Here is a 26083-nt window from a genome sequence, read left to right as displayed (position 1 = left end):
TGGGTTTTCGCGGTGTTTCAGCCCAGCCGTTGTGACGAATCTGAACAATTATTGTGTTGTGGATATTGGTCTACGCTTGCATGCAAGACTGCCGGACTAAGCTTGGCTGAGCGTTGTTGGCTCGGTCTCCGTTACGAATGGGCAAGGAGGGCATTGCGACCCGGCTGGCCATGTAAGGATGCTGACGAATGCCGCGTATTGATGTTCCCGTATTACATCGTGGTTTACGCCCTTTGTTCCGAGTCGCACTGTGCAGCCAATTGCTTTGGCCGGCACTGGCGTTTGCCGACACACCCTACGATCAGATGGTGCGGGACGCCCGTGCCGGGCAGACCACGCCTGCGCTGAATGTGCTGCGTCAGGTGCCGCCGGGTCCGTCGACCACCGGACAGATCAGCGATCACCTGCAGATCGCCGGTTGGGCCGGGCTCGACGCCGAAGTGGTGCAGGTCTATGAAACCCAGGGCCGCGACCGCGTCCTGCCGGTTCAGGCGCTGACCGCCACGGCGCGTGCCTACCGCAACCTCAAGCGTTGGGATCAGGCGACTCAGGTCTACAACAAGGCGCTGGCGCTGGAGCCGGACAACGCCGACCTGCAACTGGGCCTGGCCCTGACACAGGCTGACGCCGGCAAACCCGACGAAGCGGTGACCCGCGCCAAAGCGCTGGTAGTGGCCAAACCCGATGATCCGTCGCGCCGTCTCGCATTGGGCTACGCCCTGACCCGCGACAACAAACCCTACGATGCCCTCTTCGAATACGATCAGGCCTTCAAGCGTGCCGGCAGCAAACCGGAAGTCGCCCGCGAATACGTGGTCGCCCTGCAAAAGGCGCGTCTGCCCGAGCCAGCGCTGCGCCTGGCCAATCAACGTCCCGGTCTGATCGATCCGGTGACTCTGCGTCGCCTCGAAGGCGATCTGGCTGCCGAGCGCGTGCGTCTCGCCGAACTGGCCACCCGCAGCGAAAAAGAACGCTACGTCATCGCTGATCGCGCCTTGGCCGACTACGACAAACTGCTCGCCACCTGGACGCCGGACACCACGGCTCACGACGACGTGATCCGCTGGCGCATCGACCGTATGGGCGCACTCAAGGCCCGGGCGCGCACGGCGGACGTCATCACTGAATATCAAAAGCTGCAAGCCGAAGGCGTGAAGATTCCGACCTATGCCCTGCGTTGGGTCGCGGCGTCGTACCTCGATCAGCGTCAGCCAGAAATCGCCACCGACCTCTATCGCCAAGTGCTGGCGGCGCCGGACGCCGATGTCGGCGATCGCCTCGAAGACACCACGGCGTTGTACTACTCATTGCTGGAAAGCGACCGCGCTGAAGATGCACGCAAAGTCGCCGAGGATGCCGCCAAATCACAGCGCCCACGCATCGAACTCAAGGGCCTGCCGATCGGCAACCCCAACGATGAATGGATGGATGCCCAGCAACTCGCGGCCCAGGCCGGTACCTACGGTTCTGATCTGCCCCACGGTGAGGAGCGCTTGCAAACCCTCGTCGATCAGGCTCCGGGCAACATCGGCCTGCGTCTGGCTCAGGCCGATTTGTACCTGGCCCGCAACTGGCCGCGCCGCGCAGAAATGCAACTCAAGGAAACCGAGAGCATGGTGCCGCGTGACATGGGCCTGGAAATTGGCCAGGCCCACACGGCCATGGAATTGCAGGAATGGCGGCAAATGGATGCGCTGACCGACGACGTCGTTGCCCGTTATCCGGATAACCGCCAAGTGCAGCGTCTGGCCCGCGAGCGCGAAGTGCATGACATGTCCGAACTGCGCGTCGAAGCCTATGGCGGCAAGGCCAATGGCGGCGGCAGTGGCAATGCCGGTGCAGTCAGTGGCAGCCGCGATTTCGGTATCCAGACGACGCTGTACAGCCCACCGATCGACGAAGACTGGCGCGTATTCGCCGGTGCCGGTTACGCCACCGGCGATTTTGCCGAAGGCACTGGCAACCATCGCTTCCAGCGTGTCGGCCTGGAACGTCGCACCCGTGACATGACCCTCGAAGCCGAAGTCTCCAACCACTCCTACGGTTACGGTGACAAGCAGGGCGCGCGTTTGGCGATCGCCCGCGATATCAACGACAACTGGCAGTACGGCGGCAGCCTCGAATACCTGTCGGCCGAGACGCCGTTGCGCGCGCTCAACAGCGACATCAAGGCCAACGGCGGCAGTGGTTTCATCCGCTGGCGCGCCAACGAAAGCCGCGAGTGGAAACTGTCGGTGAGCCCGTCGCACTTCAGCGACGGCAACAATCGCGTCGAAGCCTTGCTCACCGGTCGCGAGGGCGTGTACAGCGCGCCGAACGTGCAGGTTGATGCGGGTCTGGAAGTCGGCACCAGCCACAACTCCAAATCCGATGACGTGCCGTACTTCAATCCCAAATCCGACTTCAGCGTGATGCCGCTGGTCAACGTCAATCACGTGCTCTACCACCGCTACGAAACATCCTGGAGCCAGCAGTTCCAGGCCGGCGCGGGGACGTACAGCCAGCGTGATCACGGCACCGGCGGCATGGCGCTGCTCGGCTACGGCCAGCGATATGCCTGGAACGACGTGTTCGAGGTGGGCGGTTTGTTCAGTGTGATCAACCGGCCCTACGACGGTGATCGGGAGACCGATCTGCGTCTGCTTGTCGACCTCACTTTCCGCTTCTAGAAGAGTTTGAAGATGCCTTTTATTTCGCGTTTCATCCTTCTGCTGGGAGCGCTGCTGGTCAGCGCCTGCGCCCAGCAAGCTCCGGCCTTCGCCCCGCCGTCCGAGCGTCCGTTGGCGGCCAGCGAAAAACCTTGGCCGAAAAATCATGTGCTGGGCATTGCCTATCACGATGTCGAGGATCGCGATCCCGATCAGGCCGTGGTCGCTGTGCGCACCGAGCGCATGATCGAGCAGCTCGCCTGGTTGCGCGAGAACGGCTACAAACCGGTGACGGTCGACCAGATCATGGCGGCGCGCAGGGGTGGCCCGGAGCTGCCGGCGAAAGCCATTCTGCTCAGCTTCGATGATGGTTATTCGAGCTTCTACACTCGCGTGCTGCCGGTGTTGCGCGCCTATAACTGGCACGCACTGCTGGCACCGGTCGGCACCTGGATCGACACGCCACTGAATCAACCGGTGGACTTCGCCGGCGCCCCGCGTGCACGTTCCGACTTTCTCACGTGGGATCAGATACGCGAGATTTCCCAATCCGGACTGGTGGAAATCGCCGCCCACACCGACGCCAACCACAAGGGCATCCTCGCCAACCCGCAGGGCAACATGCAGCCGGCGGCGGCGACCCGGCGCTACGATCCGGTGACCAAACGCTACGAATCCGAGGCTGATTTCCAGGCGCGGATTCGTACCGACGTGAACAACATCTCGGAGAAGATCCGCAAGGTCACCGGTAAAAAACCGCGGGTCTGGGTCTGGCCATACGGCACGGCGGACGGCACTTCGCTGACCGTGGTCGGCGAGGAAGGCTATGAAATGGCCTTGACCCTCGACGACGGTCTCGATGCCCTCGACAACCTGATGAGCAGCCCGCGTTTCCTCGTCGCGTCCGACCCGGACGGCGAGCATTTCGCCAACAGCGTGGTCGGGGTGCAGTCGGATTTCGCCATGCGCGTGGTGCATGTCGATCTCGACAACGTTTACGATCCGGACCCGGCGCAACAGGACATCAACCTTGGCAAACTGGTTCAGCGCATGGCTGACATGGGCGCCAACACGGTGTTCCTGCAAGCCTTCGCCGATCCGAAAGGCGATGGACTAGTGCATTCGCTGTACTTCCCCAACCGTCACCTGCCGGTGCGTGCAGACATCTTTGATCGCGTCGCCTGGCAGTTGCGCACTCGGGCCCACGTCAAAGTCTTTGCGTGGATGCCGGTGCTGAGTTTCGGCCTCGATTCGAAGTTGCCGCGTGTGACCCGTTGGGACCCGAAAACCGGCACCACCTCGGTAGACCCTAATCAGTACCAACGCCTGTCGCCATTCGATCCTGAAGTCAGGCGAATCATCGGTGAAATCTACGAAGACGTGGCGCGCCTGACGTCGGTCGACGGCATCCTCTATCACGACGACGCGGTGCTCTCGGACTTCGAAGACGCCAGCCCGCAGGCGCTGAAAGCCTATGGCGCCCAAGGTTTGCCGAGTTCGATCGCGGCACTGCGTGAAGACCCGGCGGCGATGCAGCGCTGGACGCGCTTCAAGAGCAAATACCTCATCGACTTCACCAACGAGCTGACCGCCAAAGTCCGCGCCATTCGTGGTCCGCAGGTGCTGACCGCGCGCAACATCTTCGCCGAGCCGATGCTCAATCCGCACAGCGAAGAATGGTACGCGCAGAACCTCGACGACTTCCTCGCGACATACGACTGGACGGCGCCGATGGCCATGCCGCTGATGGAAAAACAGACTCAGGCAGAGTCCGGCCCATGGCTGGAATCGCTGGTGCAAACCGTGAGCAAACGCCCCGGGGCACTGAACCGCACCGTGTTCGAATTGCAGGCCCGGGACTGGACGAAAAAGGATCAGGCCAATATCGATGGCGCGCATCTCGCGGACTGGATGGGTCGCCTCAAGCGTCAGGGCGCGACCAGTTTCGGCTACTACCCGGACAACTTCCTCGACAACCTGCCGGACCTGAAAACCGTAAGGCCTGCGCTCTCCAACAAATGGAACCCATGACATGCTGGATAGACTGTTAGCCCTGCTTGTTCTGGCGATTGTCCTCGGCGTTCCGCTGGGGCTGATCTTCCTGGTCACCGGGCAGTTCCTGATGGACTTCGTGTTCTTCTACCCGTTGTTCATGTCCGGGTTGTGGATTGCCGGTGGCCTGTATTTCTGGCTGCACTGGGAGCGCCACTGGCCGTGGAAGGACGACACGCTGCCGCCGCCACTGGAAGGCGAGCCGCTGATCTCGATTCTGATCCCCTGCTACAACGAAGGTGACAACGCCGCCGATACCATTCACGCGGCGCTGGCCCAGCATTATCCGAACATCGAAGTCATTGCGATCAACGACGGTTCCAAAGACAACACCGCCGAAGTGCTCGACCGGCTGGCCCAGGAAGATCCGCGCCTGCGTGTGCTGCATCTGGCGGAAAACCAGGGCAAGGCGGTCGCCCTGCGCATGGGCGCCATCGCCGCGCGCAGTGAGTATCTGGTGTGCATCGACGGCGATGCGCTACTGGCGCCGAACACGGCGGCCTATCTGGTGGCGCCAATGCTCGACAACGCGCGTTTGGGTGCGGTGACCGGCAACCCCCGAATTCGCACGCGTTCAACGCTGGTCGGGCGGGTGCAGGTCGGTGAGTTCTCGTCGATCATCGGTCTGATCAAACGTACGCAGCGGGTGTTCGGGCGGATCTTCACCGTCTCCGGCGTGATTGTCGCGTTCCGCCGCACTGCGCTGAACCGGGTCGGCTACTGGAGCCCGGACATGATCACTGAAGACATCGACATCAGCTGGAAGCTGCAACTCGATCACTGGAGCATCTTCTACGAGCCGCGTGCGCTGTGCTGGATTCTCATGCCGGAAACCCTCGGCGGGCTGTGGAAGCAGCGCTTGCGCTGGGCACAGGGTGGTGCCGAAGTGCTGTTCAAGAACATTCGCGGCATCTGGCAGTACCGCCATCGTTATCTGTGGCCACTGCTGTTCGAATACTGCCTGTCGACCGGTTGGGCGTTTACCTTCCTGCTGTCGGTGATTTTCTGGGGTGTCGGCAAGTTCTTGGTCATGCCGGAAGCCATCGCAGTGGATCACCTGATGCCACCGGCGTTTACCGGGCTGCTGCTGGCCTTCGTCTGCCTGGTGCAGTTCGCCGTCAGCATCATTATTGACCGTCGCTACGAACCGGGTCTGGGCAGGACCATGTTCTGGGTGGTCTGGTATCCGTTGGTGTTCTGGCTGATCAGCCTGCTGACCACGCTGGTCAGTTTTCCCAAAGTGCTGTTCGGCCAGCATCAGAAACGTGCGCGTTGGGTCAGCCCTGATCGGGGGATCAAACCGGTCGGGGACGACGAAGAGGAGGTCATCAAATGAAAATCATCCGGACCCGTCAACGACCATTTCTGGTTGTGGTCGATGTGATTCTCACCGTGCTGGCGTGGATTGGCCTGCTGTTTCTGCTGGTACGCGGGCTCTGGCCGTTGATCGAAACCCATGCCGGCGGACCGCGCATCGACAACTCGGCGTTTGAAGCGCTGGGTACGTTAGAGATTTATCTGTGGGTGGCGTTGGTCAACGCGGTGATCCTGATTTCCTGGGCGCGTTATCAGCAGCGCAAAAGCAGAAGTTTTGCCCAGCGGCGTTTACCTTCGCCGGTGATCGACGACGAAGGGCTGAGCAAAAGTTTCAAGCTGTGTGATGACCGCTTTCAGAAACTCCGCACGCCGGGGGTGATGACCATTCACAACGATCAGGAAGGCGATATCAGTCAGGTGGTGACGCATTTCTGGCCGGTGCAGCAGGCAGAGTTGCCGCCACCGTTGGCGCCAATCGAACACCCGCGAGTGATCTTTCTGCACGCCGAGGATGACGACAATCGCGAACCGATCAATCGGTCGACCTGATTTGATCGTTCCCACGCAGCAGCGTGGGAACGATCAAGAACGGTGGTCAGATCTGGATCAGTGTCCAGGCTTCTTCCATTGGCAGAGGCTGTTTCATGCGTTCAGCCAGCAGCGCCATCGCTCTTTCTTTCTCGCACGCTACGGCGGCAACAACGATGCCGTTACGACCGAGCAGACCGATGAAGGGCGGCTGTTCGGGCTCGCCGAGAAATTCCACTTCATCCCATTGTTCGGCATGGCCGAGGTAGTCGTAATTCTTGCCGAAATGCCAGGTCCAGAAATACGGCACATCGAGGTAATGCTCCTCGCCACCGAGCATATTGGCCGCCGCGATCCGTGCGTGTTGCTGGGCCAGACGCCAGTGTTCGATGCGTTGGGGCTGGCCGTTCAGCGGGAACGTGGCGATGTCGCCAATCGCCCACAGACCTTCGGTCACGCGCATGCCGCCATCGACGCGCAACGACAGGTCTTGCTCCCGGGGTAACGAGGCAAAAGCCTCGGTGGCCGGGTGTACGCCGATGCCTGCAAGGACCAGATCGGCTGAAAGGCGCAATCCATTGTCCAGCAGCACTGCCTCGACTTTGCCGTCACCGATGATCTCTGTCGCCTCGTGCTCGGTAATGAATTTCACGCCGTTTTTTTCATGCAGCGTGCGGATCGCCTTGCCCACGGCTTCGCCGAATTGAGCCGCGAAAGGCACTGCATGGCGGGCGAGTATCGTGACGTCGAGGCCAAACTGACGCAGTGCCGAGGCACATTCGAGGGCGATAAAGCTGTCGCCGATGATCACTGCGCGTTGATCGGGCTGGGCGGCGTTGATGATCTGCTCGGCCTGGGCCTTTGAGCGCAGAACGAACACGTTTGGCAGGTCAGCCCCGGGCAACTGCAACGGGTTGGGGACGCCGCCAGTCGCCAGCACGGCGGCGCTGTAATGCAGTGTGCGGCCATCTTTTAAATGAACGGTTTTTCCCTCGGCATCGAGCGCAACGACTTCGCCTGAAACCCGATTGATGTGCTGTTCGCGGTAAAAGTCGTCATCGCGCAGCGATGGTATTTCTTTGGAGGGCATTTCTCCGGCGAGGACAAACTTGCTCAGTACCGTGCGGTCGTAACCGGCCTCGGGTTCGTGATCGATCAGCACAATGCGTCCGCCGAAACCCTTTTCCCGCAGCGCCGCTGCACACGCGGTGCCCGCCGCTCCGGCGCCGACAATCACGAATGTGCGCGCATCGTCTGCTGGCGGCGTGTGTGGATCCGACAGCGGTTGATCATCCACCCAGATGTCTTCGCCGCGCAGCTCCAGTGGGTAGCGCTTGAGGCTATCGAGGGCGGGCGGTTCGCATAGAGCGCCGTCTTCCACGCGAAAAACAGCCTTGTGCCATGGACATATCAGGTGCCCGTTGCACAACGCACCGTCAGCCAAAGGCGCGTCGGCGTGCGGGCATTCACCCTGAAACGCGCGTAATTCGCCGGCAGCGCGCAGCAGAACAATTTTGCAGTCGCCGATTTTCACTTCCAGACCACGGTCTTCAGGGACATCAGCGAAACAGGCGACACGGTGCAGGGACATATTCGGCTTCCTCGCGGGCATTTCTCATACGAGTTTGCGCGACAGTGCGAGGTTCAGCCATTTGCTACTGCCACGGCACGAACGGTACAGCTATAGTTTGCAAGCCGACGACGGCCTCACTGCACAAGGTGCTCCCGGAATGACCCGATTGACCTCTCTCAACCCTTGGCTGGCGGCCGTTGCCGTTGCCCTTTGCGTGCAGTTTCCGGCGCAGGCGGCCCAGGAGCGCTTCACCCTCGACATCCCCGGTGTCTCGGACAATCGCCTGTTCACCTCGGCGGCGGCAAGCGATGCGGCAGGTTGCGGCGGCAAGAACCAGTCGCCGGCCTTGAGTTGGAACGCCGGGCCTACCGGCACCCTGAGCTACGCGATCGTCATGCACGACCCGGACGGCCAGAAAGGCCTGGGCGTCGATCACTGGATTCATTACGGCATCAAAGCCACGACTCACCAGATCGCGGCGGGTGTCGGCGCCAAATCCGCATTCGAAGGCGTCGGCGGCACGAACAGCAAGGGCAACACCCACTACATGGGTCCGTGCCCTCCGGTTGGCGACAGCGCTCACCACTACATCATTCAGATTTACGCTCTGGATCTCGCACCGGACGCCTTGCCTGCCGGTCTGACCCGCGCCGAGCTGATGGAAAAAATCAAAGGCCATGTGCTGCGCAACAGCAGCGTAGTGCGGCGTTATCACCGCTGAAAAAATTTTTTAGCGGCGTTTAACCCGAACTGAAAGGGCTGCTCGTCTCAGTGGATGAATGATCACTTTCATCCCGAGGTCAGCCCCATGTCCCTTCCTCTGCCTTCTCTGCGACCTGTAGCGGTCGGTGTGCTGCTGGCCGTCGCCGGTTGCGGCGTTTCTTCCAATCCTGAATCGGCTGCTGCGCCAGCTCAGCCTGCACCCTTGGTGCAACATGAGGTGATCCTCGCCGATGCCGCGATGGCCAAGCGCAGCGCGCGTCCGATGCCCATTGCCAGCTTCGCGGCGATGCCTGCCGGGGAAAGTTATCCACAGGGCTATCGCGACGAGCCGCGTGAGCAATATCAAACGCTTGCCGACAACCCGATCCACAGCGTCGCCGACACTCCGGTTTCAACCTTCAGCGCTGACGTCGACACGGGCGCTTACGCCAACGTCCGCCGCTTGCTCAATCAGGGGCGCCTGCCGCCGGAAGGGGCGGTGCGGCTGGAGGAAATGGTCAATTACTTTCCCTACGATTACGCACTGCCCAGCGATGGCTCACCGTTTGGCGTGACCACCGAACTGGCAGCTTCGCCGTGGAACCCGCACACACGATTGTTGCGCATCGGCATCAAGGCGTCCGACCGCGCGGTGGCCGAACTGGCCCCGGCGAATCTGGTGTTTCTGGTGGACGTGTCAGGCTCGATGGATCGTCGCGAAGGCCTGCCACTGGTCAAAAGCACGCTGAAATTGCTCGTCGATCAATTGCGCGAGCAGGATCGCGTATCGCTGGTGGTGTATGCCGGCGAATCGAGAGTGGTACTGGAACCGACCTCCGGACGGGAAAAAGCGAAAATTCGTACAGCCATCGAGCAATTGACCGCAGGCGGCTCGACCGCTGGCGCCTCGGGCATCGAACTGGCCTATCAAATGGCACAACAGGCGTTTATTCCCAAAGGCATCAACCGTATCCTCCTGGCCACCGACGGCGATTTCAACGTCGGCGTCAGCGACTTCGATAGCCTCAAGCAAATGGCTGTGGATAAACGCAAAAGCGGAATTTCCCTGACCACCCTGGGTTTTGGTGTGGATAACTACAATGAACACCTGATGGAACAACTGGCCGACGCTGGCGACGGCAACTACGCCTACATCGACAACCTGCGCGAGGCACGCAAAGTGCTGGTGGATCAACTTGGCTCGACCCTCGCCGTGGTGGCGAAAAACGTCAAATTGCAGGTGGAATTCAACCCGGCGCAGGTCAGTGAATATCGCCTGCTCGGCTACGAGAACCGTGCCTTGAAACGTGAGGACTTCAGCAATGACAAAGTCGATGCTGGCGAAATCGGTGCAGGACACACGGTGACCGCGTTGTACGAAATTGTTCCGGCGGGGGAGAAGGGCTGGTTGGAGCCGCTGCGTTACGGTCAATCCGACAAGGCTGTTTCCGAAAAGAACGGGGAATTGGCGATGCTGCGTGTGCGTTATCAACAGCCCGATGGTGGGAAAAGTCTGCTGATCGAGCGGCCGATTGCCAGTCAGGTTGCATCGGCCAGCGAAGACCTGCGCTTTGCCGCCGCCGTCGCCGCGTTTTCCCAGCAACTCAAGGACGGCCGCTATACCGGAGATTTCAGCCTGAAAGACACCGAAGCGTTGGCCCGTGGCGCACGAGGCGATGACCGTTTTGGCCTGCGTAACGAGTTTGTGCAACTGGTCGAATTGGCGCAGAGCCTGCGCAACACAACCGCATCGAATACGCTGCCCACTGAGCGACGGGTTGAATAAGTGAGTCGTCTGAAAAGCTTCATCAATCAGCTGTTTGCTTCACCAGACAGCCCGACCGCCAGCAGCGATGAAACGTTGCTGGCGCGTTACCGCGAGGGCGACGGCGCGGCGTTCGAGATCTTGTACGCCCGTCATCGTCAGGGCCTGTATCGATTTCTGCTCGGTTTGAGCGGTAAACCGGAGCTTACCGATGAGGTCTTTCAGGAGACCTGGCTGAGCCTGATCCGCAGCGCCAGTCAGCCACAGGGACGGGCGACATTTCGTACGTGGCTGTTCCAGATTGCCCGCAATCGCCTGATCGATCACTGGCGCAAGCACGGCGCCCAGCAGCCACTGCACGACAGTTACGATGAACAGGTCCACGCTGTCAGCGATGAGTCGACCGATCCTGCAGAATTGCTCAACCTCAGCCGCGACAGCCTGCGTCTGGAAAACGCCCTGCAAACCCTGCCCGCCGACCAGCGCGAGGTGTTCCTGCTGCGCGCCCACGGCGACCTCGACCTGGCACAAATCGCCAGCCTTACCGAAACACCGCTGGAAACCGTCAAGAGCCGCTTGCGCTACGCCCAGCAAAAACTGCGTCGGCTGCTGGCCGAGGAGGTACTGACATGAACGACGCCCGCCAGACACCCGAAGAACAACTGCTCAAGCACTATCGCGAGCAACACCACGGCGAACCGCCCGCGCACCTCGACGCGCGCATTCTCAAGGCAGCTCACCGTGCAGCGCCAACACCGAAGCCAAGCCTGTGGCAACGCTGGCTCGACGCCAGCCGCAAACCGCGCTGGCAAGTCGCGTTCGCCAGCGTGGTGGGCGTGACCTTGATGTTATCGCTGGTTCAACGCACGCCCGAGCCGCTGCCTCGATACGAATACACTCCGGCCCCCAGCCTCTCGGTACCCATGGCCGAACCGGGTGGCGCGCAACTGCACCGCTTGTCTGCCCCGGCAGCCCCTCGGCCCGCACCTGTGCCAATGATGGAACTCGCTGCGCCAATGCAAAGCGATGCCTTCAGCGCCGACACCGCCGACCAAACCAAAACAGCCAAACGCGCTGCCGCCTCGGCCAACGGCCTCGACGAACAACTGCGCGAAGTCCTGCGCCTGCGCGAATCCGGCCAATCACAAGCCGCCGACACCCTGTTCAACAACCTGCACAAACGCTACCCAAACGCCGACCTCGACGCCCGGCTCGAACAAATCCAGAAGAACTGACCGCTCTGTTCGTCCAGCCATTTGGCATTGCCCCTTAAAAACGCGCACTATCGGGCCATAGCTGAATCGCTGGAGAACACTGTGGCACCAAAAATCGACCGCATCGCCCAACTCCTCAATTGCCCGCAAAAGGGCGAAGAGATGCGCCGCGCGATTACCGAAGCGCGTAAGGAGTTTCTCCTGAATCAGCCGGAAGAGGATGTGCTTGAGGAAGAGGACGTCTTTGAGGGGGAGGTTGAGGGGGAAGAAGACGAGGATGAGGATTACGATGAGTTTGATTGGACGACGGAGTAAATGAGCTTCAGGTGCGGGTCCAGCGCGTAGTTGCCTGATCCAAGGCTGCGGGGTCAGGGCCGACTCTTTCTTGAAATGCCGCGAAGTGCCTCAATGGCGGACCGTTCGCCCTCTGTTTCTTTCAAAGCTCTGCGCCGTTCGGCATAGATCTCATATTCAGCTCGGGCTTTTTCTTCTGCTGCTTGATTACTGGTGTGTCCCGATCCCTGCAAAATCTGGCGGCTGTTGAATTCCAAAAATTGGTTCAGTTTCTCCTGCCAGTCACGCAGGAAAATCTGCTTGCGCATCAATGCTTGATCTTCTGCGAAATCCAGCCACATCGTAACGATACGATTAAGAGCATTGATCTCCTCTGGAGTGAGATAGTTTTTAGCGATTGTGACATCGCTTTTACGCACTTCATCTCCCTTGAAGTTGGTTAGACCCATATGCGCTTTTGAGACGTCAACGCGCTGTGCTATTAACTCAGCGGCAGTCAAGCCGGTGCTGGCGAAATGAAGTTTATTTTGGATGATCTGAAAGAACGCAGTCGTGTCCTTGTTGGATGGCACATAATCGGCCGCCATCGCGAAGATATCCTTCACCCTCAAATAAACCCGCCTCTCGCTGGCTCGAATATCTCGGATGCGCTCAAGCAGCTCATCAAAGTAGTCAGGTACCTGTGAGTGCCCTACGGGAGGGTTTCTCAATCGCTCGTCGTCCATGACGAAGCCTTTAATCAGGTACCCTTGAAGTACTTGCGTGGCCCATTGACGGAATTGGGTTCCTCGTTTGGAGCGGACACGGTATCCCACCGCGATAATCAAGGGCAGGCTGAAATACTTGACGTTGTAAGGTTTGTTGTCGGCGGCAGTTGTTCGGTAAAACCGAACAACTGAATCCTCCGACAACTCGCCCTCGGCAAAAATATGGCTTATATGTTCGCTGATAGTAGCCTTGGCCTTACCGTACAGTTCGCAAATCATGGACTGCGATAGCCAAAGCGTTTCGGACCCGAATCGACATTCCAGGCGGACCTGGCCGTCGGAGCTTTGAAAAAGCAAAAGCTCTCCTTGAGGGGCGGCAGGATAGTCTGTGTCGTTCTGATCAGTCATTGAGTTATTCCGCGACCAGTTCTGGCGAGTCTATAAATTGTTTGGAAAGGACTCGGGGGAGGCTGCATAGTGTGGCGAAAACCGCTGACCTAATGAACCCAATTGTCGTGAAATTTTGTTTCCAGACTCGATTTTTTCATAAGTTCATTGCCCACAAAAAAGCCCCGGACCATCACAGTCCGGGGCTTTCTCGTTTAAACCAGTGGTGCACCAGGCGGGATTCGAACCCACGACCCCTGCCTTCGGAGGGCAGTACTCTATCCAGCTGAGCTACTGGTGCAGCGGGCGACATCATACCTAGGTCGGCTCGGGGCGTCCATGCTGGGTTTCGGCGGGTTTTGTCAGTGCGCGTGTCGGTTTGAGTGCCTGCATTCCATAAAGCTGTAACGTCCTGCAAATCCCTCGCTTGGCGCTTTCGCGGGGCTGATCTATGGTTTCGCTGCGGCGGATGCTTTTTGCGCGTTGATCTGAAAATTTCCACAAACGCGGCGTTTTTGTTCTTTTTTTCGAACGCCCTATTGTCCTTTAACCCCTTTGCTCCTACGATCCGTTTGAGATTTCAAACGCTCGTTGATCGGGTGTTGAAGCGTAGGTGTTTCGAGTCGAGCACGATCAATGCGCCTCACCCGCTCACAGATTTCCCTGACGGCAGCCTTGCGAGGCGCCTTTCTACAATCATAATTTGCTCCGCGCAGGCCGCGGTGCTGTTAAGGAAAGCCGACATGCAGCTTAAAGACACCCTGTTGTTCCGCCAGCAAGCCTTCATTGATGGCGCTTGGGTCGATGCGGACAACGGTCAGACGATCAAGGTCAACAACCCGGCCACCGGCGAAATCCTCGGCACCGTGCCGAAAATGGGCGCTGCCGAAACCCGCCGTGCCATTGAAGCCGCCGACAAGGCGCTGCCGGCCTGGCGTGCACTGACCGCCAAAGAACGTGCAGGCAAGTTGCGTCGCTGGTTCGAACTGATGATCGAGAACCAGGACGACCTCGCGCGCCTGATGACCCTCGAACAGGGCAAGCCGCTGGCCGAAGCCAAGGGCGAAATCGTTTACGCCGCCTCGTTCATCGAATGGTTCGCCGAAGAAGCCAAGCGCATCTACGGTGACGTGATTCCGGGCCATCAGCCAGACAAGCGCCTGATCGTGATCAAGCAGCCAATCGGCGTAACTGCGGCGATCACCCCGTGGAACTTCCCTGCCGCGATGATCACCCGTAAGGCTGGCCCAGCGCTGGCTGCCGGTTGCACCATGGTGCTCAAGCCTGCTTCGCAAACTCCATTCTCCGCTTTCGCACTGGCCGAACTGGCTCAGCGTGCCGGCATTCCTGCCGGCGTGTTCAGCGTGGTGTCCGGCAGCGCTGGCGATATCGGCAGCGAGCTGACCAGCAACCCGATCGTGCGCAAGCTGTCCTTCACTGGCTCCACCGAAATCGGCCGTCAGCTGATGTCGGAATGCGCCAAGGACATCAAGAAAGTCTCGCTGGAACTGGGCGGCAACGCGCCGTTCATCGTGTTCGACGACGCGGACCTGGATAAGGCCGTCGAAGGCGCGATCATTTCCAAGTATCGCAACAACGGCCAGACCTGTGTCTGCGCCAACCGTCTGTACATTCAGGATTCGGTTTACGACGCATTCGCCGAGAAGCTGAAAGTGGCTGTGGCCAAGCTGAAGATCGGCAACGGTCTGGAAGACGGCACCACCACTGGCCCGCTGATCGACGAAAAAGCCGTGGCCAAAGTGCAAGAGCACATTGCTGATGCTGTGGCCAAGGGCGCCACCGTACTGGCTGGTGGCAAGCCAATGGAAGGCAACTTCTTCGAGCCGACCATCCTCACCAACGTGCCGAAGAACGCAGCCGTGGCCAAGGAAGAAACTTTCGGTCCGCTGGCGCCACTGTTCCGCTTCAAAGACGAAGCCGAAGTGATCGCGATGTCCAACGACACCGAGTTCGGTCTGGCCTCGTACTTCTATGCTCGTGACCTTGGTCGTGTGTTCCGTGTAGCGGAAGCGCTGGAATACGGCATGGTCGGCGTCAACACCGGGCTGATCTCCAACGAAGTCGCGCCGTTCGGCGGCATCAAGGCCTCGGGTCTGGGCCGTGAAGGTTCCAAGTACGGCATCGAAGATTATCTGGAAATCAAATACCTCTGCCTGGGCATCTAAGCCGGGAAAGGGATCGCTGTAAACGCAAAGGGCACGAGAGCGCTGTCCCTTTGCGTCGTTTCAAACCGGAATTTTCTCTGCGGCCGGGAACGCCGTGGCAGTCGATCATCGCATGCTGCCACCGCCGATTCCTCCCGCTTAATCCTTGAACCACGCCGCCCGATGAGCGGTGAATGAGGACTGTAATGAGCAAGACTAACGCTGAACTGATGGCCCGCCGTACCGCAGCTGTTCCACGTGGTGTTGGCCAGATTCACCCGATCTTCGCCGAGTCGGCAAAGAACGCTACCGTGACTGACGTTGAAGGTCGTGAATTCATCGACTTCGCCGGCGGTATCGCTGTGCTGAACACCGGCCACGTGCACCCGAAAATCATTGCTGCCGTGACCGAACAGCTGAACAAGCTGACCCACACCTGCTTCCAGGTTCTGGCTTACGAGCCGTACGTTGAGCTGTGCGAAAAAATCAACGCCAAGGTGCCAGGCAATTTCGACAAGAAAACCCTGCTGGTCACCACCGGTTCCGAAGCTGTAGAGAACGCCGTGAAAATCGCCCGTGCCGCCACTGGCCGTGCCGGCGTGATCGCGTTCACTGGCGCTTACCACGGTCGCACCATGATGACCCTGGGTCTGACCGGTAAAGTCGTGCCTTACTCGGCCGGCATGGGCCTGATGCCAGGCGGCATCTTCCGAGCGCTGTACCCGAACGAACTGCACGGCGTGAGCATCGACGACTCGATCGCTTCCATCGAACGCATCTTCAAGAACGACGCCGAGCCGAAAGACATCGCCGCGATCATCATAGAGCCGGTACAGGGTGAAGGTGGTTTCTACGTCGCGCCGAAAGAATTCATGAAGCGCCTGCGCGCGCTGTGCGACCAGCACGGCATTCTGCTGATCGCTGACGAAGTACAGACCGGCGCTGGCCGTACCGGTACTTTCTTCGCCATGGAACAGATGGGCGTTGCTGCCGACCTGACCACCTTCGCCAAATCCATCGCTGGCGGCTTCCCGTTGGCCGGTGTTTGCGGCAAGGCCGAATACATGGACGCCATCGCGCCAGGCGGCCTCGGCGGCACCTACGCCGGTAGCCCGATTGCTTGTGCTGCTGCCCTGGCAGTGATGGAAGTGTTCGAAGAAGAAAAACTGCTGGATCGCTGCAAGTCTGTCGGTGAGCGTCTGGTCACTGGCCTGAAAGCCATTCAGGCCAAGTACCCGGTCATCGGTGAAGTCCGTGCCCTGGGCGCCATGATCGCTGTTGAGCTGTTCGAAAACGGCGACAGCCACAAGCCGAACGCGGCTGCAGTGGCGTCCGTGGTGGCCAAGGCTCGCGACAAGGGTCTGATCCTGCTGTCCTGCGGCACTTACGGCAACGTGCTGCGCGTACTCGTACCGCTGACCTCGCCGGATGAGCAACTGGACAAAGGTCTGGCGATCATCGAAGAGTGCTTCTCGGAGCTGTAAGGCTCTGAGCGATGTGACTTGATCGACAAAAAACCCGCTTCGGCGGGTTTTTTTATGCCCCTTGAAACACATCGAGCGCTTTAGCGCTGTATCGAAAGGCCAGCATTGGCTAAGGTTCAGGCATTGCAAGGGAGAGCGCGCATGACTGCCGTTGATTTACCCGCCGTACCCCGAGTGCTGATTGCCGAGGCCGATCCATGGTCTCGCGATTTGCTCAAACAAGTGCTGCTGAACGTACGTTGCGATGCGCGGCTGGACCTGTGTGCCGATGGCCAGCAAGCAATGTCGATGCTCAGCGAAGTCCCTTATGACCTGGCCATCGTCGACTGGGAATTGCCCGGTATCGATGGCTTGAGTGTTTTGCGCAGCGTGCGTCAGCGTAAACGCAATCCGCCGCTGCCCTTCATTCTGATGAGCAGCCGCAACGACAGCGCCAGCGTGCGCGAAGCCATACCGCTGGCGCCCACGGCGTATCTGACCAAACCGCTGAACATGGAAAGTCTGACCAAGCGTTTGCAGGGTTTGTTGCTCAATGCCGGGGAAGAAGTGTTCTGTGAGATCCCGGCATTGGCGCCGGGCATGACCTTGTCAGTCTTTCTTGAGCGGCGCCGTGAGCAGGCTGATGGCGCACCGTTGATGACCGATGTGCAGTTGGCGGTCAAACGCAGCCTCAATCCCAATGGCCTCGATCTGAAGCTGCTGGAAGATGAGATCAAAACCGATCCACAAATCACGGCAGTACTGATCGCAGCGGCCAACAGTGCGGCACAGCACCATGGCGCCGCGGTTCAAACGCTCGCGCAGGCACTGCATCGACTCGGCACCGGGCAGAGCATGAATCTGATTCTGGGGCTGGCGCTCAAGCGCAGCGCCAGACTCAGTGACCCGTGCCTGGCGGATTACGCCGAGCGATATTGGGGGCTGTCGCTGCATACGGCCGAATACGCCCGTACGCTCGCGCGCCTGTTGGATCTGGATCAGGAGCGCTGCTACTGCGCAGGCATGCTGCATCGTTTGGGTGATCTGGCATTGCTGCGTTGTTTGCAGGAGTGGCAGCAGGCCGGTGGTGCGCTGGATGAGCTGGAGGAGGTCGGTGAAGCGTTGGCCGAGTTTGGCGCCGCTTATGGTTCGGCGCTGCGCACACGCTGGCGGTTGCCGCTGGAACTGCGCGAGTTGATTGCCTCGGTCTATCAGCTTGGCGGCGGGGTGTATTCCCGTGAGGCGCTGGTGATGAACATGGCTGCGCAGTTGGCGCGTCTGACCGAGCATGAAGGTGTTGAAGAACTGGCGAAGAGTCGCACGGCGCGGTTGCTGAAGATCGGATTGCCGGAGTTGATGCGGATGCGCAAATAACTCGTGCGACGATTCGACTTGCCAGCGATGGCGTAGGCGCAGACACATCATTGCTGAATGTGCTGGCCTCATCGCTGGCAAGCCAGCTCCCACAGGTTTTGTGGATCATTTGAATAAAGGTTATGCAGAGATAACGCGGTTCTTGCCCTGTCGTTTGGCCTCATACATCGCCGCATCCGCGCGGGCGAACAGACTGTCGAGGCTTTCGTCGCCTTCGCTGAGACGGGCCAGACCCTGGCTGACAGTAATGCCGAACGTCTGGCCTTCATGACTGAAGCTCAAACGCTGAATCTCCTGTTGCAGTCGCTCGGCTACCTGCATGGCCATGTCCGGCGCACAGCCCGGAAATACTGCGGCAAACTCTTCACCGCCAATTCGCCCGAACAGATCACCCCGGCGTAAAGAACTGCGCCCGCACTCGGCGATCTGTTGCAGCACGGAGTCGCCCATGGGATGACCGTAGCTGTCGTTGATCACTTTGAAATCATCGATATCCAGCAGCAGGAAAGCCAGTGGTGCACCCTGCAGACGCGCCTCTTCAAACTCGCGATTGGCGCATTCGAAGAAGTGCCGACGATTGCTGCTTTGCGTTAGTACGTCGGTGGTGGCCAGACGCTGCAGTTCGGTTTCCATCTGCTTTTTGTCGGTGATGTCCTCGGCAATGCCGACAATGATCACCGGTTGCCCGGGGTCGTCCTGACGATTGATGAAGCATTTATCGCTGAGCCAGCGCACTTGGCCGTCAGCGGCGATGATGCGGTATTCGCGATTTTCGACGGCCCCGGTGTGCAGGACTTCGGCGAGGCTGCGTTCGGCGTAATCCAGATCGTCAGGGTAGATGCTGTCGCGCCACTGGTTGGAGTCGGCCAATAAAAGGCCTGCAGAGCGACCGAAAATCCGTTCATAGGCAGGACTGACGTAGAGCACCTGACGGGTTTCCCAGTTGAAAGCCCAGAGTACGGCGTTGACGCTGACGAGCAGCGAGCTGAACAGTTGTTCGCGCTCGCTCAACCGCGCCACTTCGCCTTGGGCGTGCATCAGCGCCATCAGGGTTTGCGCGGCCTCGGGCCATTGCGGGAGGGATGAGTCTTTTTGATTGTTGTTGACCATCGGCACAGTTCTCAAAGGGCGTGCCGCAATTCGACAACGGCCACAGTACAGCCCGCCGGGATGGCGAAGTGTCTTTGAGATAGGGGAATGGAAGCGAAGTTCCCAGCGGCAGAGGGGTTCTGCCGGGCGGTAGTGGCGACGCGTTTCAACAATGAGAACGCGTCGTCAAAATTGCGCTAGCTACGCTACCGATCGGGGCTAAATCCCCTCGCCACAGGGGATTCATTCAACACAATCAGGCTGCGGCGGGGCGCAGCGAGTAGGTTTTCAGCTGATCGGCAAATTCGCGCAGGGACTGGATGCCGCTGGCCTCGGCCTCGTGTACCCATTCCTTGATGGCGGCGAGCATGTCGTGGCCATTGGCGCTGGTCTTGACCCAGATCTGCTGCAGGGCCAGGCGTTTTTCGTAAATGACTTTCAGCGCCTGGCTGTGCTCGAGGATGTTCTGGATGCGTGCGTGGTGACGATCCTCCAGCAGGCTGGTTTCCCGCGACAACAGGCGTTTGGCCCGGTGAAACTGGTGGCGCACCGAATGATCGACCTTGGCCAGTTCCTGCTTGACCAGCGGCCCGATCACCAGCTTGCGGTACTGGGCCATGATCTGGAAGCGGTTGTTGAGGATTGCCATCGCGGTGTCCATGTCCAGATTGCCTTTGCCTTCGACACGGTGAGCAATCGGCGCAACACGCTGCACCTTGGCCAGACGCAGGAAGCTGAAGACTTTGATCCACGCCCAACCGAGGTCGAACTCCCACTTCTTCACCGACAGCTTGGCCGAGTTAGGGTAGGTGTGATGGTTGTTGTGCAATTCTTCGCCACCGATCAGGATGCCCCAGGGCACCAGATTGGTCGCCGCGTCGCGGCACTCGAAATTGCGATAGCCGACCGCATGACCGAGACCGTTGATCACGCCGGCAGCCCACACCGGGATCCACATCATCTGGATCGCCCAGATGGTGATGCCGATGGTGCCGAACAGCAGCAGGTCGATGACGCCCATGATCGCCACGCCCAGCAGCGGGTAGCGGCTGTAGACGTTGCGCTCGATCCAGTCTTCCGGGCAGTTCTTGCCGTAGATGCGCAGGGTTTCCGGGTTCTGGGCTTCGGCGCGGTACAGCTCGGCGCCGGTACGCAGTACGGTGGACAAACCCTTGATGACCGGGCTGTGCGGGTCATCTTCGGTTTCGCATTTGGCGTGGTGTTTACGGTGGATGGCGGTCCACTCGCGAGTGTTCTGCGCCGTGGTCAGCCACAGCCAGAAGCGGAAAAAGTGCTTAAGGCCGGCATTCAGCTCCAGGGAGCGATGGGCCGAGTAACGGTGCAGATAGACCGTGACGGCGACAATTGTCACGTGAGTCATCAGCAGGGTGACTGCGACCAGTGACCAGGCCGACAAGCCAAGAAAACCTTCGTACCACATAGGCTATAGGGCCCTCGATAAAGATAAAAACAGCCGTTGCATTATCACCAAGCACACAGATAAAACCAGTCGCCCTTTCAGATAAGAGTCGCTGGATGTTTCTTGACCTATAATTCCAACCTTTTTGTAGGGACATGGACAGCCGAATGTCTGCCACTTATCGCGATGCTTTGCGTGCAGCGCTGCTCTATCTTGTGCTTGCCGCCGTGTGGCTGCTGGGCACTGATCATTTATTAAACAGTTTCTTCGATAACTCCGCCGATATTGCGCGATGGCAACTGATCAACGGTTATGTATTCGCCGCTGTCAGCGCCGGGCTGATCTTTCTGGCGCGGGCGCGGCTGTGTGAGTTTCTCGGGATCGGTGCGCGATTGCGCGAGCGTCATGCCGACCGTGAGCGCCTGCGCCAAGCGGCCGCCGTGTTCGATTGCACCCGTGAAGGGGTGCTGGTCACCAACCATCATGGGCTGATCGTTCACGTCAATCGCGCGTTCATCGAGATCACCGGTTATCAGCGCGAAGAAGTGCTCGGCCAACAACCGAGCCTGTTCAAATCCGGCCATCATCCGCCGAGCTTCTATCAGGCGATGTTCACTACGCTGGAATCCTTGGGCGAATGGAGTGGCGAAATCTGGAACCGGCGTAAAAGCGGCGAAATTTATCCACAGTGGCAAACCATCCGCGTCATTCATGATGATCAGGGCCGGCTCAGCCATTACGTGGCGGTGTTTTCCGACATCAGCGCGATCAAGCATTCCGAACATGAGCTCAAGCACCTCGCCCACCACGATCCGCTGACCGATCTGCCCAATCGCCTGTTGTTCGGCGACCGTGCCGAGCAGGCGCTGGCGTCGGCGCAGATCCATAAGCGCGGTTGTGCGCTGCTGTTGCTCGATCTGGACCACTTCAAGATGATCAACGACAGCCTCGGGCATAACGTCGGCGACCGCCTGCTCAAAGCGGTGGCCGCGCGTTTGCAGGCGTTGTTCGGGCCGGGCATCACATTGGCGCGCCTGGGCGGCGACGAATTCGCCGTGCTGGCGGAAAGTTGTCCACAGCCCGGCCAGGCGGCGGCGCTGGCCCAGCGCATTCTCGACGCGCTCAAGGAGCCGTTCTGCTTTGATGGCCACGAGTTGTTCATCAACGCCAGCATCGGCATCAGCCTGTTCCCCAGCGACGCGCTGAGCGCCGATCAGTTATTGCGTAATGCTGACGCGGCGCTGTTCAAGGCCAAGGGCAGCGGACGTAATGGGTACGCGCTGTACACCGAAGAACTGACCGCCCACGCCCAGCAACGGGTGGAAATCGCCTTTGAACTGCGCCGGGCCTTGGAACAGCAGGAACTGCGGGTCTATTACCAACCGGTCCATGATCTGCAAACCAGCCGTCTGATCGGTGTCGAAGCTTTGGTGCGCTGGCAGCATCCACAGCGCGGGCTGGTGTCGCCGGCCGAGTTCATTCCAATCGCCGAGCGCACCGGGTTGATTGCCGAAATCGACGCCTGGGTGATGCAGCAGGCTTGCCGGCAGATGTGCCAATGGCAACTGGACGGTGTGGTGCTGTCGTTTGTCGCGGTGAACGTGTCGTCGCGACTGTTTGCCCGACGCGAACTGTATCAGCAGGTCGCGCAGGTGCTGCGCGACACCGGGCTGGATCCGGCCTGTCTGGAACTGGAAGTCACCGAAAGCGCGGTGATGGACGACCCGGAAGTGGCGCTGGAGCAGATGCATCGTTTGCGTGAATTGGGCATTCGCCTGGCGATTGATGATTTTGGTACGGGCTACTCGTCGTTGCTGAGGCTCAAGCGTCTGCCGGTGCAGAAATTGAAGATCGATCAGGGCTTTGTTGCCGGGTTGCCGTGGGACGAGGATGACGCGGCGATTGTCCGGGTGATCATCGCGCTGGCCCGGAGCATGGGTATGCAGGTGCATGCCGAGGGGATCGAGCAGGGTGAGCAGGCGGCGTTTCTGCTGCAGCAGGAATGTGATCTGGGGCAGGGGTACTGGTTTGGGCGGCCGGTTCCGGCGATGGAGATTGATTGGGCGAAAGCACCCGTTATCGGTTAACAAGTCCTGTTATGGCTGACACAAAACCTGTGGTGAGGGGATTTATCCCCGATGGCGCGCGCAGCGGCCCCAAAAAATCGGGACTGCTACGCAGTCCATCGGGGATAAATCCCCTCACCACAGGGTTATCTGTCGGCCCCGGATACGCGCAAACCCTTGCTCCGCCAGATAATGTTTTCTAGTTATATAAACATTCTTAAATAGTCTTTTTAAGAATATCCGCGCCTCTCTTATATTGCTCCCACGCCGAACGCAGTGCCGCCCACTGCCAGGCATATCCCATTCAAAGGAGCAGCACCATGAGCGCATCCCTTCGCAGCGTTGACGGTCAGGACGAAACCACCATCTTGCGTGAAATCCAGAGCGCCCTGCGCGATCTGCGTTTCGGCGCGGTGGAGATCACTGTGCACAACGCGCAAGTCGTCCAGATCGAACGCAAAGAGAAATTCCGTTTGCAGCAACCCGGCAAACAACCGGGCTGAAAGATCGCAGCCTGCGGCAGCTCCTGCAGGGGGCTGTGGGCAGGAGCTGCCGAAGGCTGCGATCTTTTACCAGCGGGCAACCCGATTCCAGCAGTACATAAGAAAAAGCCACCACCAAGAATTCCAGGAGCTTTCACCATGTCGTCGATTCGCCGTTACGCTTTGGCCGCCCTGGCCAGCGCTGTGTTTGCCGGTTCCGCGGTTGCCAAGGATTACGAACTGCTCAACGTGTCGTATGACCCGACGCGCGAGCTGTATCAGGACTACAACGCCGAATTCATCAAGTTCTGGCAGAAGGATCATGCCGGCGACACTGTGAAAATCCAGCAATCCCACGGCGGTTCCGGTAAACAGGGCCGCGCTGTGATCGACGGCCTGCGCGCCGACGTCGTGACCCTGGCGCTGGCCGGCGACATCGACGAAATCGCCAAACTCGGCAAGACCCTGCCAGCCGACTGGCAGAAGCGTCTGCCGGACGCCAGCACCCCGTACACTTCGACCATCGTGTTCCTGGTGCGCAAGGGCAACCCGAAAGGCATCAAGGACTGGGGCGACCTGGTCAAGAACGACGTCTCGGTGATCACGCCGAACCCGAAAACCTCCGGCGGTGCGCGCTGGAACTTCCTCGCCGCCTGGGCCTACGGCCTGAAAGCCAACGGCGGCAGTGAAGAGAAAGCCAAAGAGTACGTGCAGACCCTGTTTAAACACGTACCTGTGCTGGACACCGGCGCTCGTGGCTCGACCATCACCTTCGTCAACAACGGTCAGGGCGATGTGTTGCTGGCTTGGGAAAACGAAGCGTTTCTGGCGCTGAAAGAAGATGGCGGCGCCGACAAGTTCGACATCGTCGTGCCGTCGCTGTCGATCCTCGCCGAGCCGCCAGTGGCCGTGGTCGACAAGAACGCCGAGAAGAAGGGCAACGAGCAGATCGCCGAAGCCTACCTCAAGCACCTGTACAGCCCGGCCGGTCAGGAAATTGCCGCGAAGAACTTCTACCGCCCGCGTGACAAGGACGTGGCGGCGAAGTACGCCCAGCAGTTCCCGAAACTGGACCTGGTGACCATCGACAAGGACTTCGGCGGCTGGAAAACCGCGCAACCGAAGTTCTTCAACGACGGTGGCGTGTTCGACCAGATTTATCAGGCGCAGTAAGTTTTCATAGCCATAAACAAGCCCCGGATTTACCTTCGGGGCTTCGCGCGTTTTTTAACCAAGGACTTTTATGTCGCGTCGTATCTCCCCCGTCATACCCGGCTTCGGGCTGACGCTGGGTTACACCTTGGTGTACCTCAGCCTGATTGTGCTAATCCCGCTGGCGGCGATGTTCGTCCACGCCGCCCAACTCACCTGGGAACAGTTCTGGACGATCATCTCCGCACCGCGCGTATTGGCCGCATTGAAGCTGAGCTTCGGCACCGCGTTGTGTGCGGCGATCATCAACGGCATTATCGGTACGCTGCTGGCGTGGGTGCTGGTGCGCTACACGTTCCCGGGGCGCAAGGTCATCGACGCGATGATCGACCTGCCGTTCGCGCTGCCGACGGCCGTCGCCGGTATTGCCCTGACCGCGCTGTACACGCCGACCGGTCTGGTCGGGCAGTTCGCCGCCGACCTCGGTTTCAAGATTGCCCACACGCCGCTGGGCATTACCCTCGCGCTGACCTTCGTGACCCTGCCGTTCGTAGTGCGCACGGTGCAACCGGTGCTGGCCGACATTCCCCGTGAAGTCGAAGAAGCCGCCGCGTGCCTCGGTGCCAAACCGCTGCAAGTGTTCCGCCACATTCTGGTGCCGGCGCTGTTGCCCGCCTGGCTGACCGGTTTCGCCCTGGCTTTTGCCCGTGGCGTCGGCGAGTACGGTTCGGTGATTTTCATCGCCGGCAACATGCCGATGAAAACCGAGATCCTGCCGCTGCTGATCATGGTCAAACTCGACCAGTACGATTACACCGTCGCTACCGCCATCGGCGTGCAGATGCTGGTGGTTTCCTTCGTCCTGTTGCTGCTGATCAACTTGCTGCAGCGGCGCATCGAAACCCCATAAGGAGGCGCGAACCATGTCCCAATCGTCTATTGCGGCCGCGTCCTCGGCCAACGCTGCGCGCCGTGGCAGCGCCACTTCGCGCAGAATCCTGATCGGTCTTGGCTGGCTGATCTTTTTCCTGTTTCTGCTGCTCCCGCTGTTCATCGTCGTGTCCCAAGGCTTGAAGAATGGCCTCGGCGCATTCTTCACGGCGATCTTTGAACCGGATGCACTGTCGGCGCTGAAACTCACGGTGTTCGCCGTGCTGATTTCGGTACCGCTGAACCTGGTGTTCGGCGTCAGCGCTGCGTGGTGCGTGAGCAAGTATTCATTCCGCGGCAAGAGCATGCTGGTGACGCTGATCGACCTGCCGTTCTCGGTATCGCCGGTGATCGCAGGTTTAGTCTATGTGTTGATGTTCGGTGCTCAGGGCCTGTTCGGGCCGTGGTTGCAGGATCACGACATCCAGATCGTTTTCGCCCTGCCGGGCATCGTGCTGGCGACGATTTTCGTCACCGTGCCGTTCGTGGCCCGTGAGCTGATCCCGCTGATGCAGGAACAAGGCACGCAAGAAGAGGAGGCCGCGCGCCTGCTCGGCGCCAACGGCTGGCAGATGTTCTGGCACGTTACCGTCCCCAACATCAAATGGGGCCTGATCTATGGCGTGGTGCTTTGTACTGCGCGGGCCATGGGTGAATTCGGTGCGGTGTCGGTGGTCTCCGGGCACATTCGCGGGGTGACCAACACCTTGCCGCTGCACGTCGAGATCCTCTACAACGAATACAACCACGTGGCC

The 26083-nt window shown here is 59.7% G+C and carries 21 protein-coding genes and 1 tRNA gene; 17 read left to right on the top strand and 5 right to left on the bottom strand.

Features of this window, described 5'->3' with window-relative positions; genetic code table 11:
* Positions 1 to 188 precede the first annotated feature (188 nt).
* Genes pgaA through pgaD form a run of 4 tightly spaced genes read left to right on the top strand, consistent with a single transcriptional unit; the run spans position 189 to position 6566 of the window.
* A complete protein-coding gene (pgaA, locus tag ACIONG_RS11555; protein WP_401299365.1) occupies positions 189 to 2669 on the top strand; it encodes a poly-beta-1,6 N-acetyl-D-glucosamine export porin PgaA in 2481 nt (826 codons plus the stop codon).
* 12 nt (positions 2670 to 2681) lie between these two features.
* Positions 2682 to 4679, top strand: a complete 1998-nt coding sequence (gene pgaB / locus ACIONG_RS11550; protein ID WP_401299362.1) for a poly-beta-1,6-N-acetyl-D-glucosamine N-deacetylase PgaB — start codon at positions 2682 to 2684, stop codon at positions 4677 to 4679.
* 1 nt (position 4680) lies between these two features.
* On the top strand, positions 4681 to 6036 hold the full coding sequence (pgaC, locus tag ACIONG_RS11545) for a poly-beta-1,6-N-acetyl-D-glucosamine synthase (RefSeq protein ID WP_401299359.1): 1356 nt from the start codon (positions 4681 to 4683) through the stop codon (positions 6034 to 6036).
* Positions 6033 to 6566, top strand: coding sequence for a poly-beta-1,6-N-acetyl-D-glucosamine biosynthesis protein PgaD (gene pgaD, locus ACIONG_RS11540; RefSeq protein ID WP_401299356.1), 534 nt, complete (start codon positions 6033 to 6035; stop codon positions 6564 to 6566). Before pgaC ends, pgaD begins: the two co-directional genes overlap by 4 nt.
* Before the next feature lie 46 nt (positions 6567 to 6612).
* Here pgaD and ACIONG_RS11535 read toward each other — a convergent pair whose 3' ends face one another.
* Complete coding sequence (locus tag ACIONG_RS11535; protein WP_401299353.1) at positions 6613 to 8136, bottom strand: FAD-dependent oxidoreductase; 1524 nt, start codon at positions 8134 to 8136, stop codon at positions 6613 to 6615.
* Between the two features lie 139 nt (positions 8137 to 8275).
* On the opposite strand from ACIONG_RS11535, the gene ACIONG_RS11530 reads away from it, so the two are divergent.
* The 5 genes from ACIONG_RS11530 to ACIONG_RS11510 all read left to right on the top strand — a co-directional run bounded on the left by ACIONG_RS11530 (position 8276) and on the right by ACIONG_RS11510 (position 12114).
* Positions 8276 to 8839 carry a YbhB/YbcL family Raf kinase inhibitor-like protein gene (locus ACIONG_RS11530; protein WP_401299350.1) on the top strand — a complete coding sequence of 188 codons (564 nt, stop codon included), beginning with the start codon at positions 8276 to 8278 and terminating at the stop codon, positions 8837 to 8839.
* Positions 8840 to 8926: 87 nt separating this feature from the next.
* A complete protein-coding gene (locus ACIONG_RS11525; protein ID WP_401299347.1) occupies positions 8927 to 10606 on the top strand; it encodes a von Willebrand factor type A domain-containing protein in 1680 nt (559 codons plus the stop codon).
* Positions 10607 to 10636: 30 nt separating this feature from the next.
* Complete coding sequence (locus ACIONG_RS11520; RefSeq protein WP_213028725.1) at positions 10637 to 11218, top strand: RNA polymerase sigma factor; 582 nt, start codon at positions 10637 to 10639, stop codon at positions 11216 to 11218.
* Positions 11215 to 11820: a hypothetical protein gene (locus ACIONG_RS11515; RefSeq protein WP_401299345.1), complete on the top strand. Its 606-nt coding sequence runs from the start codon at positions 11215 to 11217 to the stop codon at positions 11818 to 11820. Before ACIONG_RS11520 ends, ACIONG_RS11515 begins: the two co-directional genes overlap by 4 nt.
* A gap of 21 nt (positions 11821 to 11841) precedes the next feature.
* Entirely contained in the window at positions 11842 to 12114 is a 273-nt protein-coding gene (locus tag ACIONG_RS11510) for a hypothetical protein (RefSeq protein ID WP_401299342.1), read from the top strand.
* A gap of 53 nt (positions 12115 to 12167) precedes the next feature.
* Here ACIONG_RS11510 and ACIONG_RS11505 read toward each other — a convergent pair whose 3' ends face one another.
* Positions 12168 to 13208: a virulence RhuM family protein gene (locus ACIONG_RS11505; protein ID WP_401299339.1), complete on the bottom strand. Its 1041-nt coding sequence runs from the start codon at positions 13206 to 13208 to the stop codon at positions 12168 to 12170.
* A 203-nt stretch (positions 13209 to 13411) separates the two neighbouring features.
* A tRNA-Arg gene (locus tag ACIONG_RS11500) sits at positions 13412 to 13488 on the bottom strand.
* 442 nt (positions 13489 to 13930) lie between these two features.
* Here ACIONG_RS11500 and gabD point away from each other — a divergent pair.
* The 3 genes from gabD to ACIONG_RS11485 all read left to right on the top strand — a co-directional run bounded on the left by gabD (position 13931) and on the right by ACIONG_RS11485 (position 18189).
* Positions 13931 to 15373: an NADP-dependent succinate-semialdehyde dehydrogenase gene (gene gabD / locus ACIONG_RS11495; protein ID WP_093440380.1), complete on the top strand. Its 1443-nt coding sequence runs from the start codon at positions 13931 to 13933 to the stop codon at positions 15371 to 15373.
* Between the two features lie 185 nt (positions 15374 to 15558).
* Positions 15559 to 16836, top strand: coding sequence for a 4-aminobutyrate--2-oxoglutarate transaminase (gene gabT / locus ACIONG_RS11490; protein WP_401299337.1), 1278 nt, complete (start codon positions 15559 to 15561; stop codon positions 16834 to 16836).
* Positions 16837 to 16977: 141 nt separating this feature from the next.
* Positions 16978 to 18189, top strand: a complete 1212-nt coding sequence (locus tag ACIONG_RS11485) for an HDOD domain-containing protein (protein WP_401299335.1) — start codon at positions 16978 to 16980, stop codon at positions 18187 to 18189.
* A 120-nt stretch (positions 18190 to 18309) separates the two neighbouring features.
* Here ACIONG_RS11485 and ACIONG_RS11480 read toward each other — a convergent pair whose 3' ends face one another.
* Together ACIONG_RS11480 and desA are read right to left on the bottom strand one after the other, a co-directional pair.
* On the bottom strand, positions 18310 to 19299 hold the full coding sequence (locus ACIONG_RS11480) for a GGDEF domain-containing protein (RefSeq protein ID WP_401299332.1): 990 nt from the start codon (positions 19297 to 19299) through the stop codon (positions 18310 to 18312).
* A gap of 235 nt (positions 19300 to 19534) precedes the next feature.
* Positions 19535 to 20719, bottom strand: a complete 1185-nt coding sequence (desA, locus tag ACIONG_RS11475) for a delta-9 fatty acid desaturase DesA (protein ID WP_103306514.1) — start codon at positions 20717 to 20719, stop codon at positions 19535 to 19537.
* A gap of 146 nt (positions 20720 to 20865) precedes the next feature.
* On the opposite strand from desA, the gene dibA reads away from it, so the two are divergent.
* From dibA to cysW, 5 genes are all read left to right on the top strand, one after another.
* On the top strand, positions 20866 to 22785 hold the full coding sequence (gene dibA, locus ACIONG_RS11470; RefSeq protein WP_103306515.1) for a phosphodiesterase DibA: 1920 nt from the start codon (positions 20866 to 20868) through the stop codon (positions 22783 to 22785).
* 299 nt (positions 22786 to 23084) lie between these two features.
* On the top strand, positions 23085 to 23267 hold the full coding sequence (gene oscA / locus ACIONG_RS11465) for a sulfur starvation response protein OscA (RefSeq protein ID WP_034151822.1): 183 nt from the start codon (positions 23085 to 23087) through the stop codon (positions 23265 to 23267).
* A 138-nt stretch (positions 23268 to 23405) separates the two neighbouring features.
* A complete protein-coding gene (locus tag ACIONG_RS11460; protein ID WP_103306516.1) occupies positions 23406 to 24419 on the top strand; it encodes a sulfate ABC transporter substrate-binding protein in 1014 nt (337 codons plus the stop codon).
* A gap of 70 nt (positions 24420 to 24489) precedes the next feature.
* Positions 24490 to 25308, top strand: coding sequence for a sulfate ABC transporter permease subunit CysT (gene cysT, locus ACIONG_RS11455; protein ID WP_401299327.1), 819 nt, complete (start codon positions 24490 to 24492; stop codon positions 25306 to 25308).
* A gap of 13 nt (positions 25309 to 25321) precedes the next feature.
* The coding region (gene cysW, locus ACIONG_RS11450; protein ID WP_401299324.1) for a sulfate ABC transporter permease subunit CysW at positions 25322 to 26083 on the top strand (762 nt) is incomplete at its 3' end.

This window comes from Pseudomonas sp. NPDC087817 (genome assembly GCF_044742875.1).
GTDB lineage: Bacteria > Pseudomonadota > Gammaproteobacteria > Pseudomonadales > Pseudomonadaceae > Aquipseudomonas.
Note: the sequence above shows the minus strand (reverse complement) of the source record. Positions and strands in the feature narration are given on the sequence as shown.